Source organism: [Clostridium] citroniae WAL-17108 (assembly GCF_000233455.1).
Taxonomy (GTDB): Bacteria; Bacillota; Clostridia; order Lachnospirales; family Lachnospiraceae; genus Enterocloster; species Enterocloster citroniae.
Map to the genome: position 1 here is coordinate 130,328 of NZ_JH376428.1, position 12,164 is coordinate 142,491.

Annotated in this window: 19 protein-coding genes; 1 reads left to right on the forward strand and 18 read right to left on the reverse strand. The window is 57.1% G+C overall.

What is annotated here, in order from left to right; all coding sequences use genetic code 11:
* Positions 1 to 116: 116 nt before the first annotated feature.
* From HMPREF9469_RS23730 to HMPREF9469_RS23770, 9 genes are read right to left on the reverse strand one after another with little or no spacing between them, the layout of a single operon-like run.
* Entirely contained in the window at positions 117 to 674 is a 558-nt protein-coding gene (locus HMPREF9469_RS23730) for a hypothetical protein (RefSeq protein WP_002595064.1), read from the reverse strand.
* Positions 675 to 686: 12 nt separating this feature from the next.
* A complete protein-coding gene (locus tag HMPREF9469_RS23735; RefSeq protein ID WP_002593039.1) occupies positions 687 to 1,049 on the reverse strand; it encodes a phage tail-collar fiber domain-containing protein in 363 nt (120 codons plus the stop codon).
* Positions 1,049 to 1,861 (reverse strand): hypothetical protein, encoded by an 813-nt coding sequence (locus tag HMPREF9469_RS23740; protein WP_002593038.1) that lies wholly within the window; start codon positions 1,859 to 1,861, stop codon positions 1,049 to 1,051. Before HMPREF9469_RS23740 ends, HMPREF9469_RS23735 begins: the two co-directional genes overlap by 1 nt.
* Positions 1,862 to 1,871: 10 nt before the next feature.
* Positions 1,872 to 3,002, reverse strand: coding sequence for a baseplate J/gp47 family protein (locus HMPREF9469_RS23745; protein ID WP_002593037.1), 1,131 nt, complete (start codon positions 3,000 to 3,002; stop codon positions 1,872 to 1,874).
* A complete protein-coding gene (locus HMPREF9469_RS23750; RefSeq protein WP_002593036.1) occupies positions 2,995 to 3,402 on the reverse strand; it encodes a hypothetical protein in 408 nt (135 codons plus the stop codon). The genes HMPREF9469_RS23745 and HMPREF9469_RS23750 overlap by 8 nt, the downstream gene beginning before the upstream one ends.
* Positions 3,399 to 3,692 (reverse strand): hypothetical protein, encoded by a 294-nt coding sequence (locus HMPREF9469_RS23755; protein ID WP_007868010.1) that lies wholly within the window; start codon positions 3,690 to 3,692, stop codon positions 3,399 to 3,401. The genes HMPREF9469_RS23750 and HMPREF9469_RS23755 overlap by 4 nt, the downstream gene beginning before the upstream one ends.
* Before the next feature lie 21 nt (positions 3,693 to 3,713).
* A complete protein-coding gene (locus tag HMPREF9469_RS23760; RefSeq protein ID WP_002593035.1) occupies positions 3,714 to 4,457 on the reverse strand; it encodes a hypothetical protein in 744 nt (247 codons plus the stop codon).
* A gap of 8 nt (positions 4,458 to 4,465) precedes the next feature.
* The gene (locus HMPREF9469_RS23765; RefSeq protein ID WP_002593034.1) at positions 4,466 to 5,038 is read right to left on the reverse strand and encodes a hypothetical protein; all 573 of its coding nucleotides are present in this window, start codon (positions 5,036 to 5,038) and stop codon (positions 4,466 to 4,468) included.
* 23 nt (positions 5,039 to 5,061) lie between these two features.
* The gene (locus tag HMPREF9469_RS23770; RefSeq protein WP_007868014.1) at positions 5,062 to 7,521 is read right to left on the reverse strand and encodes a phage tail tape measure protein; all 2,460 of its coding nucleotides are present in this window, start codon (positions 7,519 to 7,521) and stop codon (positions 5,062 to 5,064) included.
* A 79-nt stretch (positions 7,522 to 7,600) separates the two neighbouring features.
* Between HMPREF9469_RS23770 and HMPREF9469_RS23775 the strand changes: the two genes are divergently transcribed.
* Positions 7,601 to 7,837 carry a hypothetical protein gene (locus tag HMPREF9469_RS23775; protein WP_002572712.1) on the forward strand — a complete coding sequence of 79 codons (237 nt, stop codon included), beginning with the start codon at positions 7,601 to 7,603 and terminating at the stop codon, positions 7,835 to 7,837.
* A gap of 11 nt (positions 7,838 to 7,848) precedes the next feature.
* Here HMPREF9469_RS23775 and HMPREF9469_RS23780 read toward each other — a convergent pair whose 3' ends face one another.
* From HMPREF9469_RS23780 to HMPREF9469_RS31525, 9 genes are all read right to left on the reverse strand, one after another.
* A complete protein-coding gene (locus HMPREF9469_RS23780; RefSeq protein ID WP_002593032.1) occupies positions 7,849 to 8,034 on the reverse strand; it encodes a hypothetical protein in 186 nt (61 codons plus the stop codon).
* 32 nt (positions 8,035 to 8,066) lie between these two features.
* On the reverse strand, positions 8,067 to 8,399 hold the full coding sequence (locus HMPREF9469_RS23785; protein ID WP_002593031.1) for a DUF6848 family protein: 333 nt from the start codon (positions 8,397 to 8,399) through the stop codon (positions 8,067 to 8,069).
* Between the two features lie 22 nt (positions 8,400 to 8,421).
* Positions 8,422 to 8,850 (reverse strand): hypothetical protein, encoded by a 429-nt coding sequence (locus HMPREF9469_RS23790; protein ID WP_002584815.1) that lies wholly within the window; start codon positions 8,848 to 8,850, stop codon positions 8,422 to 8,424.
* A gap of 14 nt (positions 8,851 to 8,864) precedes the next feature.
* Positions 8,865 to 10,274, reverse strand: a complete 1,410-nt coding sequence (locus tag HMPREF9469_RS23795; RefSeq protein ID WP_002593030.1) for a DUF2586 domain-containing protein — start codon at positions 10,272 to 10,274, stop codon at positions 8,865 to 8,867.
* Entirely contained in the window at positions 10,271 to 10,504 is a 234-nt protein-coding gene (locus HMPREF9469_RS23800) for a hypothetical protein (RefSeq protein ID WP_002594543.1), read from the reverse strand. Before HMPREF9469_RS23800 ends, HMPREF9469_RS23795 begins: the two co-directional genes overlap by 4 nt.
* A 21-nt stretch (positions 10,505 to 10,525) precedes the next feature.
* Positions 10,526 to 11,005, reverse strand: a complete 480-nt coding sequence (locus HMPREF9469_RS23805; RefSeq protein WP_002594542.1) for a hypothetical protein — start codon at positions 11,003 to 11,005, stop codon at positions 10,526 to 10,528.
* Positions 11,005 to 11,493 (reverse strand): phage virion morphogenesis protein, encoded by a 489-nt coding sequence (locus tag HMPREF9469_RS23810; protein ID WP_002594541.1) that lies wholly within the window; start codon positions 11,491 to 11,493, stop codon positions 11,005 to 11,007. The genes HMPREF9469_RS23805 and HMPREF9469_RS23810 overlap by 1 nt, the downstream gene beginning before the upstream one ends.
* A 1-nt stretch (position 11,494) precedes the next feature.
* The gene (locus HMPREF9469_RS23815) at positions 11,495 to 11,950 is read right to left on the reverse strand and encodes a gp436 family protein (protein ID WP_002593026.1); all 456 of its coding nucleotides are present in this window, start codon (positions 11,948 to 11,950) and stop codon (positions 11,495 to 11,497) included.
* A 15-nt stretch (positions 11,951 to 11,965) separates the two neighbouring features.
* Positions 11,966 to 12,164 (reverse strand): Mu-like prophage major head subunit gpT family protein (locus tag HMPREF9469_RS31525; RefSeq protein WP_007868033.1); only part of this gene is annotated, 199 nt, incomplete at its 5' end.

Consider the following 12,164-nt stretch of genomic DNA (forward strand, 5'->3'; position numbering starts at 1 on the left):
GCGCATTACAGGCTGGGAAAACGGCGACATTTCTATGCCGTTTTACTTAAATAAAAAGGATATCATTGCAAATCCCTGTGGTGCAGGGAGGTATGCAGGATGTCTTTCCTTTTCAATTATATAGTTCGCCAACCGGTCCAACCGATTCCAGCAAGAGTATAACTTCGGACAAACAAGTTAGTATCTGACACTGCAAAAGCAACCTGAATAGCCCAGGCAAGCTCAAGAGACATACCGATAACAAAGCCATTACCAAATCCACTGACTCCCTGCTTATATGGTGTATTGAGTGTATTATTATCCCAAATTGCCATTACTACCGTCTCGCTTTTACCCTCAGTAAGGAAATTGCAGTCAGCAACTCTGCTCGCAAACCTGTTACTTAAATCCGTATTGAGCCCACTAATACTTTTTTGCAGCCCGTCTGTTATCTTCGTGATTTTGGGTCCCACATCCGCTGCCAGGACCTGCTGTGTGTTGACGCTGTCCAGCACATGGCACAACATGCTTTTTTCTATCATCTTGTTTGCCAGCCGCTCCAGGAATGCATCATTGTTAATCAGCTTCCCGAACAGGGCATTGTATACATCCGCGTGGACCGGGTCTGAGGTTTCCAGCTTTCTCAACTCCCGGATGAGCGCCGCCTGTTCTTCATTTATCTCAAAATTCGCCATCTTCCCTGCCTCCTAAAAGATATCGTCAAACGCAAAGGTCATCTCCTCGTCATCATCCTTGTTCTTGTCCGAACAGGTGCGTATCATCACCAGGTCACCCTCCGCATCACACAATGCCATCTCATTGATGGACGTGTTGGCCAGTTCCTCCCTGGATAAGGTACAGATATACCGGAAGTTGGTGTCCGTCACCTGCTCGATGCTGCTCAGGTCCTTCCGTAACAGCTCGTTTTTCAAGGTGTTATCATCCTCTGATGGCGTCCCGTCCGCGCCGTTCCCAAATGCCATCTGTGTGACTGCCGGCAATGCCTTGATGCCCGCCCTGGCCTTCAGTATCTTATTCTTACTCAACTTGGTTATCGTTGTACTTGCCATCAGATTTCCTCCTCTATGACTTGTGCATCCATATGTTTGGCTCCATCATTGTACGTGCTCCCATCATGGATTCTCCAGTGATGCCAGGTTGTACATGTCAGCCTTCCCTCCTCATCCTCCTCCATCCGGCTGCGTATGTGCAGGTAGGGCAGGTGGTTTCCAATCACATTGTCATGATGGATGCTTCCATCGTTGTCGTGCTCCCCGTTCAGGATGTTATTGTTATACCAGCGCATCTCCGCCCGTATCAGGATGTCATGGGGGCGGATGCATTCTTCCAGTCCTGCGTCCTGAATCCGGTACAGGAAACGGTAACGGTCCAGCCCGCTTACCTTCTTTACCCGCCGTACCTCCCGGCGGATGATATCATGGCCGAGGTCAAAGGAATCATCTATATCCCGGGACAGGATGACATAAAATTCCGCCCAGTGCTCCCGGCTGCCCTCCAGTTCATACGCCGGCACCATCTCCACATCGGTAAAGCCCAGGGACCGCACCGCCTGGAGCGTGCCCACCTCCGTCCCGCCAAGCCGGCAGGTGTCTGCATACATCATCAGCCGTACCCGGAAGTTTTCCCAGGTTTCGCCCTCATAGCGCGTCAGTTTCCGGTCCAGGCCATGCTCCGGAAGCATCCGTGGGCTGGCTGTCCTTACCATGCCTTCCTCCCGTGCCCGCCGGAGCATGGTCTTGTTTTCATCGAACAGCCGCCCGGTCACTTTGAAATAGATATACCACTGGTTCCTGGCCTTCCTTGCCTGTTTGAAGGGCGTGGACAGCAGATAATACATATATTCCCCGAATGTCTCCAGCATGGCGTCCCTCCTATGTGTTCCTTACCTTGACCGTGATACTCCCCAGCATGACCACATTCCCGGCCGGCAGCTCCACATCCACTGCGGGGGCCGTGAATACGGTCTTACGGTAGTCCGGTATGCTCTGGCGGAGCACATACCGGATATCATCCTGTAAGAATAAGTTGAAGTCCGTCCGGTTGGACAGGGACATGGCCCCCGCTATCAGGGACCGGGCCGTTTCCTCCACATCCGTCACCCCTGCCCCCTGTTTGAGGTACAGGGTGATGTCCACATCCTGATAGGTGATGGTTCCGGACTTTGCCAGGTAGTCCTCGTAATTATCCTTCAGCTGGTCCGCCGCCGCCTGGGCCTTGCGCACCAGCTCCTCGCTGGCTTCCCCCGCCGTCCCCACCACAATCACATCCACCGTTCCCTGCCCCCTTGGATGCTGGTCATCAATGTAGGCGCACATCACACCCGGGATGGCCTCCACGGCTGCCTTCAGCTTGGCCGATGTGGTATTGGTGGACAGTTCCTCCCAGCTGGACAGGGTCCGGCTGCGTAAGCCGGCTTCGCTCTCTTCATCTGCCCCCTCGGAATATATCCATCCCTGCCGGTTCGTGACCTGCGACACGCCCTCCAGGTATATCATGCTTACCCTTATCTGGTCCTCACTCACATTGTAGCGCGCTCCGGCCGCTTCCGCCTCCACCAGCACGCTGCCCTCCGCCTGGCCGGCCTGTATCACCGTATCCTCTAACGTGTAGTAGACCAGCTCATCCCCGTTGATGTCCGGGGCCGTCTTGAACATATGTCCCTTCGTCACGGTCAGGGCCTGCCCGTAATCGGACCTGACAAGGGTCACATATCCCTGGGTCCGGGTCGCCGCCTTCCGGAACTTGGAAAAGTCCGCCGCCTTCAGTTCCAGCCACCTGCCTTCCGCATGCCGCAGGAACTGGTTGTTCAGGATGGTCCGCGCCAGACGGAGCAGCTCGATGTGTATCTGCACGCAGATACGTGTCAGCCAGTAAAAGACGCCTCCGCTGCCCCACTTGGTGATGGTAAACCCTTCCGCCGCCAGCTCCTCCTTCAGCTCCTGCATCTTTGTATCGGCATCAGGGACCGGTATGATTTCATCCAGAATGCTTTCATCAATCAACGAGTTTCACCTCCGCCCCGTCCAGTTCCAGGTCCATCTGATAGGACACATCCTCATTTGCAATCTTAAATCCCACATGGATGTTCACTATGTCATCCCCCATCCGGGACACGCCAACCCCAATGCTGTGCGGGTTGATTTCATCCCGCTTCCTTAACTTTTCCGTGACCCGGTTCTTTATCTGCAGCTCCTCCAGTTCGCCTATCTCCCGGTGGCAGAAATCCAACAGCGACCATCCGTAATCGGAATCAAAAAAACATTCCCCCTCCATGGTCAGGGCCTCCAGGCGGATGTCCTGCAGGAAACAGTCCAGGCCGCCCGCCAGTGCTTCCTCTCCCGATGCCAGGGGGACCGGCTGCCCGGTATCGTCTAACATCAGGTCCGTTTCCGTCAGTATCATAAGCATCTCCCCAGGATGTACGGCCGGCACTGCCCATATAAAAGCCCGACTGCCACTACATCCCCTTTCTTCAGGACCTGCTCCGTCCTTATATAAGGAATCGCGGGAAAGGCTTCATCCGTCTCCCCGTTTTCCTTCAGCAGCCGCAGCGTCACATACGATGCCCCATCCTTCACGGTCCCTTCCATCACCTTTGCCTGGTACAGGGCCGGATGGCGTATATGCGGATAGTCTGTCCCTATGGTCTCATTCACCGTCAGTTTGACAAATTCGTCAAGAAAACCGGCCATTTTGAATCCCCTTCCTTCCAGCTAAAATGATACATACATCCTCACGCTTCCCGTTTCATCCGCCTTCACCCGGACCGAGGTCACAAGGGCCTCCCCGTCAAACTTCCGGTGTCTTATCCGGATACGCTCTCCCTGGTGAATCCACGGGACCCCGATGGTCTTGATTTCGTTACCGCCGTTCCATTGGTTGAAGGAAAGGATGTTCTTCCCTTCCTCCAGTACATAGATAAGCGTCTGCTCTTCCCCGGTCCCCCAGAAAAACCGGCCGGACCGGAAATAAAAGGATGCCTCCAGACCCCAGACCCGGCCCACCTCCTGGATAAGCTCCGCCACATTCATGCGCGGGACCGGGACCACATCCTTTTTGGGGTACATGGTATCGGACAGGCGGTAATCCGCAATCCCGGCCCTTCCAAGGCCGAACCGGATGATATCCTGCGGACAGCAGTCCAGGAAGGTCTCCTTTACGTAGGTCCGTTTCAGGAACAGTGTATCGTCCAGTATCCGGTAAGGCCCCAATGCCTGGCCGTCCGCCATGTATCCGGTTAAGAGCGTGTCATAATCCCCGTCATAGCCCAGTTCCACCTGGGCCGGGGCCATGGATGCAAGGTCCAGGAGCCCGGCATAACCGGGGTCATATTCCAAGGTGGCCCAGCTGCACTGCTCCCTCCGGCTGGAATGGCATTCCACACGGATTCCCTGCGTGAATACCTGGTCCCCAACGGTTATCCGGAACCGTGGCGTAATCAGTTTCCGTTCTGCCATGCTACCTCCTATGTATCCCGGGCCGGGCTCTCCGATGTCTTATCCTTAATCCTGGGGGCCTGGCCTCTCTGTGTGTTCAGGTATTCCTGGTAGCCGGTACTGATTCCCTGGGCCTGTGACGTCCCTGCCTTGCTGCCGGAGGATGCGTTTTTCCCGCTTCCCGCCGCCTTGGTCTGCACGGTGACCGGCAGGCACTCCCAGAATTCCAGCGCTGCCTCCCCATAACTGTTTTCCGTCTTCTTGGACAGGTCGATTCCTTTAAAATACACCAGGTTCAGACCGCAGGCTGCGGCCTGGCTGTTCACCACCGGCAGCGGTATGGCAGCCGTCTGCCCCGGCGGCTTGAACAGCAGCTGGATGGTCTGCACCATGCCCTCAACGCTTTCCCCGGCACTGGGTTCCAGCAGCAGGTCCACATTCATCTTCAGCGGTTCGTACCCATTGGGCTGGTAGCCCAGGGTCACGTTATTGTCATCCGTCACCGCGTCAATCACGGCGGCCCCGGTTATCTCCAGCTTCTTTACGAGGCCCGGGACGGCCACCCCCGCCACCAGCATGGATGTATCCTTTATGTACAGCATTCTTCCTTCCTCCCAGCCGCTTTCTATGCAGGCGTGACCGATACGTTCCCGTTGGTCTTTTCCTTGATGTCGTCAATCAGCTTGAATAAGAGCGGCAGGTCCTTCAGCCGTTCCAGGGACACATGCAGCTCCAGGCGTTGGATGACGGTCCCGCCTCCCTGCTGCCTCTGGCTCCATATGTTTCCCTGGCCGGACGGTTTCCTTTCTTCCTTCCCTCCGGTCAACAGCCTGGCAAAAGCCGCGCCTCCTTCCTGGTTTTCATCACTCAGTGCCTGGAATGCGTCCCTCGCCGTATCCGCCGGCAGGGAGGCCGTCTGGCTCATGCCGGTATGGATGGTCTCAAACACACGCCGGCCGGACAGGGTAAGCTGGGACAGGGGTCCCTCCTTCGCATCGGAAAAGGGCAGCATCTGCCGGATTCTGGACAGGGCCCCCTTCACCGCCTCCACCGGCTTGTTCACGGCGGAACGGATTCCTTCGGTAAAGGTCTCCATTATCTTGGTGCCGGACTGTTTGAACAGACCTACTGCCCCGTCCACCACACCACGGACCTTTGCCAGGCCCTGGCTCCACAGCTCCTTGATGCCGTTCATCTTTCCTCCCGTCAATGTATTCAGGAAATCAAAACCTGCCGTATAGTAGCCCTTGACGCCCTCTACCGCAGCAGCCGCAATCCCACGTATGCCCCCGCCATTCTGTTCATAGGCATTTTTCATGTTGTCCAGCTTCTGTCTGACAGTCCCGACCGCAGCCCCCATCACGTTGCCCATCACGTTCCGGACCGCCTCCATCCGGCTGCTGACAGCCCCGCGGACCCGGTTGAACACATTTGATACCGTGGAGACAATCGCGCCGCCAATGTTGAAGAAGAAGTCCTTCATGGCCTGCAGGCCCGCCCGTACTTTCTCCACACAGGCATTCCAGACGTTCTGGATGAAGGCGGATACCTTATCCCAGTTCTTCCAGAGCAGGATAAGCCCGGCCGTCAGGGCCGCAATCCCGATGACAATCCAGGTCACCGGATTGGCTAACAGGGCTGTTGTGAAGCCCCACACACTGGATATCAGGCCCGGAAGGGCCGCAGCTGCCGAAGCAATCCCCTGCCGGACCATGTTGAGCAGGCCGGCCCCCATGGCCTTGATTCCATCCGCGGCGTACATCCCGTAAATCCGCAGGGTCTCAAAGCCGCTTTTTAAGCCGCCCACCATGCCGATGGTCCGTGTTATCGCCGTCCCGAAGATGCCGATGATGGAGGTCACGCTCCCCGTCACGGTCAGGAACATCCCGAGGAACAGGACCGCGTTCAGGATGCCGGATGCAAGCCCCTGGTTCTCCGCAATCCATTCGGACGCCTTCCCCACGGCCTGCCCTGCCTTCCCAATCCAGTCATTCACGGTCGGCAGCAGGTTCACCCCCAGCTCCTCCGTCACGTTGTGTAACCGCTGTTTTAACACCGTATACTTCTGGGATTCCGTTGCGTTGATGGCCGTTGCCATCTCCTGGGCGGCGCTGCTTCCTCCTCCCAGTGCATCATACATATCCAGGATGCCCGTCTGCAGTTCGCCTGTCTTCCCGTACAGGAGGTCGATGACGGCCACCGCCTCGTCCGAGCCGAAGGCCTCTTTTATCTTTTTCTTCTCCACCGCATCAATGGTATCCCCATACTTGCTTTTCAGGATTCCCAGGATTTCCGGCAGGCTCCTGAGCTGCTTGTCAGCGTCCAGGAAGTTGAGCCCCAGCTTCTCACCCGCCCCGGTGGCGGCATTTAATAACGCCTTATATTTGGTGGCTGCCTCGCTGCCCGACATGGTGGCCTGCAGCATGCCCAGCACGGACAGCTGCTCCTCCAACGGCACATTGGCCGATGTGGCGGTCCCTCCCAGGGCGCTGATGGCCGAGGCCATCTCCGAGCCGCTGGTCTTATACGCCTTGACAGCGGTCGCAATACCGCCCGCAAACATCTCCCCGAATTCCAGGTCTGACAGTTCTGAGTAATACCCTTTATAAATGCCATACCCGGTCGCAAACAGGGAGGTCATCTCCCCGGTCGTGGACTTGGTGGCCTTGGCCGTCAGGCCGGCCAGCTCCGTGAACTGCGCCACCCCTTCGTCCGTCAGGGACGCGATGCCCGATTTGATGTCATAGGCGGCTGTGATGAAATCAGCCTTTGTGGTCCCGGCCCAGGTGTCTGAAAACTGTCTGGCCGCATCCTCCACCGCTTTCAGGTCTGTGATTCCCAGCGACTTAAGCTCTGCCAGGGCATCCTGGGTCTCGAAGGTGGAACCGGCAATCTTCATCATCCCGTTTGTGATTCCCACGCCCGCCGCCGTCATCCCACCTCCGGCCAGGGCCGCCATCCCAAAACCGGACTGCAGGCCCGACAGGCGGGAACCCAGGTTCTGGGACGCCCTCCCCATGGGGGCGGTCAGCTGGTCCACCATGTTCAGTACCACGCTCAGCTTATAAACAGATTCCATCCCCATGGTTCGTTCCTCCTTGTGTCACGGGCTCGCTTATGTTATGATGATGGTATAAAGATGTGTTTGGAAAGGAGGCGCTTGTATGTTCCATGGGCTCTGGCTCATAATGGCACTCATACTGGCCGTCAGCCTGTCACTGTACCTTGTGGTCATGGCCGTCCTTGTCACCGCATATCTCCTGTTCTGTGGTCCCTATCTGTGGTGGGCCTGTGCCCATCTCCCCAAGGACAGGCGGCCCTTCTCCATGGGACGGGATTTCCACAACGCATGGCGTTTTTACCGCTCCAGGCTGACAGGCAAGCCCCCGGTCTTTCTATGACTGGGGCTTTTTTATTCCTGGAACAGGTTTCCCAGTGCCCGGGTGAATCCCTGTTCCAGGTCATCCTGCCGCCAGCGGCGTGCGCACCTGGCCAGGCCCGCCAGACGGATGAAGTCATCCGCGTCCATCCCGTCCAGTTCTCCCGGTATCATGCCGGAAGGCAGGTACATATGGATGAGCAGCCGGCTGGTCCCCACGAAGTCCGCCTCCAGTTCCCCCTGCGCATCCTCTATAACTTTTTTACTGCGGTCGCCTTTGACAGGCCAAGCATGGCCAGCAGCTTCTCCCCAACCGACAATGCCATGGCCGGGTACTCCTTAAAGTCCGCCTCCAGCGTCTCCCGCTGGTCCGGATGGATGTTATCCAGGCAGAATGCCGTCAGGGCCTTGCTGTTTGAGGTCTGGACCGTCTTTAAGTACCGGTCGTAGGATGGGGTTTTGGGTTTACGGAAGAAATAGGTCTTGTCCTCCTCCGTCTCGTCATCCACCTGGAGGGTGACGGTCACCTCGTAATACTTCTCATCCGTCCCCTTTAGCTGCTCTCTCAGTTCCTTTGCTTCCATTTCTTTCTCCTCTTTCTTATAATTAGAAATTCACGCCGTTTAACTTCCCGCCACGGCAGGCAAAACCGTCCAGGGATACCGTGTTCTCCTTATCCCCCTGCTTTGCGGAAAAGCTGTGCTTGTTAAGGATGACCTTGTTTAAGACATCCGTCACCGTATCCTGGTCCTCATTGGCATAGGATACGGTTATCTTGTCAAGCAGCAGGCGGGACAGGGTCTTTCCCTTCCGTTTGCACCAGGCTAACAGCACGTTGTAATCCTCACGCCCCATGACCACCTTCACCGTATTCTTCTTGTTTCCGGTCCCATAGCCGCATGGTGCGCCTCCCCTGCGGTAAATGAGCTCCGCTTCCTGCTCAAAGTCATAGGATATCTCCGTGATGGCGATTTCCTCCAGCCCCGGGACATTGATGGTGATGTCCTCCCAGCTGTATACCTTTCCGTTGACCATTTCCCAGTCCCCTCCTAATTCCTGTATGGGTTCTCCATGGCCAGGCTGAACCGGAATTCCCGGACATACCCCCTCGGCACAAAGGATATCACCAGGTCCAGGCGCTCATCCTGCAGGATGTTCACATGCTCCAGGTCCTCAATGGACACGGAACCGCTTGACAGTTCCCCGGCCTCCGCCATGTCTTCCAGGGGGATGTTCAGGGTCTCCAGGATGTTGTTGATATCCGTCTCCATGTCATCGGAGGCGCTGATATCCATCTGCACCATGTTGACAGCCCGCTTGTAGATTTCCCGTATCATCTTGTTCAGTACGCGCACATGCTCCGCATACCGGTAATCGCTGCCCTCGCGGCACAGCACACGCGCGTTGTTTACATAGCATCCGTCAATGCCGTAGTACTTACGCCAGGTCAGGTAGCCGGCGTCATCCAGCTCGCTGATATGGTCCTCAATGCCCTCCGGCATGAGCCGGGTCATCTTGGCCTCCGAGATGGAAAAGGTATCCACGCGGCCTATGGACTGGGCCACGCCGGCTATCCCGTACAGCCCCGCCACAATCCCGGCGTTGTTGATGCACTGCTCCCGGCCGTCCCAGCGTGTGTACTGGGACCAGGCGCTGCACACCTGGACGTAATAGCTGTCTATCCCCTTGGCCTCCGCCTTCAGCGCGGCGGTATATTCATCCAGGCTTTCCTCCGCCCCTTTATTACGTGCCTCACACAGGAAGAACACAGGGCGTCTGTACAGGGACAGGAACAGTTCCGCACTGGCAGCCAGGGAGGCCCAGAGTGCTTTCGCGGATGTCCCGGCCACATGGATGAACTCAAAGTCCAGGTCACTGTTATACAGGCTTTCCACCGCCTTTAGGACCGCGCTGTTGCTCACGGCCGGGGCCGTGGTTGAAAACCGGTAGGTATCCCCTGCCTTGAATTCTTCCGCAAATGTAAGGGTGATTCCGGTACCGGCAAGCTCCTTCTTCCCGCTGAGCGGGATGGTCTCCTCCGCTTCGTAGCTGTATCCGCCATTGACGGAGCAGCAGAAGGCTGCCGTATTGGGCGGTCCGTCCTCCGTTATCTTCAGGATGATATCATATGCGTTGTTCGGTGTCCCGCTTACGCTTACGGTCCCTCCCCCCGTCCCGCTGTGGGCAACCTCCCCGTTGGTACCTGCGGTCTCCGGACGGACCGGCACGCAGTAAATCCGGGATGCCCCGTTCTCAACGCTGTCAATGCAGGCGTCCGCCAGGGGGCTGAGCCCCAGCTTTTCCTTCATCTGCTCCGGTTTCATGCTCCCTGTAATCAGGATGGGGACCGTTGTCTCAACCGGGGAAGCCCCAATCTTTACGTGGACCCCGGTCCCGGTGCTTCCGGAATTGCCCAGGCTCCCGTCCTCCACAACAAATGTCACGTCCCTCAAGCTCATCTTGTTCCTCCCGTTCCTGCCATGGGTCCCTCCTTAAATGCAGTGACGGCTTCCAGGTATTCCTGCTCCGTCACCTGTTTCCCGGGCCTCCAGCCCTTCAGGCACAGGGTGCCGGCGTAGACGGCCGGACCCGTGCCGTGCACGTTGTACCAGTGTTCTATGGTCTCATGGACAGGCACAGCCGGTTCTGCTGCGGTCTCCGCGCCCGTCCCCTTTTCTTCCTTTGCCATTGCCTTTTTCCTTTCCCTTTCTCAGGCCGGCCGGATTCCTCCGACCGATGCCGCTTTCTTTTTGTCATCCCGGTAAATGCCCCCGTGGAAGGTGACCGGTATCTGGCATGCGATGTTGGCCTTCAGGATGCTGTCCTCCTTATCGACCCACTCCACCTCTCCCAGTTCAATGTCCACATAGTTTCCATCCAGACGGATTCCTTGTCCCAGCGCTTCTAAGAACGCCAGGAAGATGGCCTCACAGGCCTCCTCCGAATATTCCCCGATGACCACCTTGAAGCGGGTGTCCACGGCATAGACCTTGGTCCGCACGCACCGAACCCCGTTTTGGTCTTCATAGTTGCGTTTTGAGCCGTCTCGCGTGATGGTCTGGCCTTCCCGCAGCACCGCTCCCACATGGCTGTCCGTCTTCAGCTGCAGCCGTTTCCAGGTGGTAATCACTTCATTTTTGATTCCTGCCTTTTCAAGGCATTCCTTCAGGTATTCCTTTTCCCGTCTCATCAGGCCCTCCTGACTGCGTATTCCACTTCGCTTCGGATTTCCTGCAGGTCCTCATCTGAAATCCCTAAAAATGGCCTTGCAGGGATATGGATGGTCACCCTCTTTGCCGTGACCCACACACCCTTGTACCGGAACCTCAGGTACTTTGCCTTCTTGGCCCGGATGGTCCTCTCATCCCCGTACTGGTGCGTGGCCGCGTAAATGGTATTGGTCCCCACCGCCGCTCCGGTGGAATCCGCGATGGCCCGGATGGACTGCTTCAGGCGGGTGGTCTGGGTCAGCGTGATGCCCTGTCCCTCCTGTTCCCGCAGGGAGACAGGCCAGGGCTTCCCCTCCGGGCTTTTCCTGCTCCGGAACCGGTCCATGGTGGTGGACCGCAGCCCCTCCGCCACGTCCTTCATCAGTGCGGACCGGTTTATGCCCGACAGGCCCGCCAGCTTTTTCTGGAGCTCCGGGAAATCCCCGGACAGGGTTGTGGTCATCCGCATCTTAAAGCCCCCTCATGGTTGCCCTGGAAAACAGCCTTGGGCTGGATGATATCCGGAATCCCTCCGCTGCTGCTTTTGACGGGTCCGTGCCTTCCTTCACGATGTCGGTCTCACCTTTTGCCACCTTTGTTAAGAACGCGATGGCGTTCTTATACCGCGTCAGGTAGTTGTTCTCCCGTTCCCCTTCATCGATTCCCGCCCGTGAAATCAGGTTATAGACCGCGATGTCCTTTGAGTACTTCCGGATGACCGCCGGCACGGGGGACATGGGGACCGGGTACCGCTTCATTAAGTACCCGTCTATCTCCGCATCCGCATCCCCGATGGCCTCACGGGCCAGGGGCTCCAGCATCTCCCGGCGTTTTTGGGGGTCCTCAATGTACCGGTCGCCGATAATAGGGTTCATGGCATCCTCCTTCAGCATGTCCATGACGTCCCCTGCCTCACAATATGCCATGTCTGTTCCCTTCCCTTAGCTTGATTCCCCGGTGCTGCCATAAGCCATCTGCCAGAAACCGTAGCCTACGTTATTGCGGCCGTCCGCGCCGTACAGGAATTCGTCCCGCATGAATACATTGTCATCATTATCCGCCGTCTTGCTGACCAGCTTTATCTTCTTGCGTTCCTGGTAGATGATGGGTTTCAGGGACCTCCGTGGTACACGAGGAGAT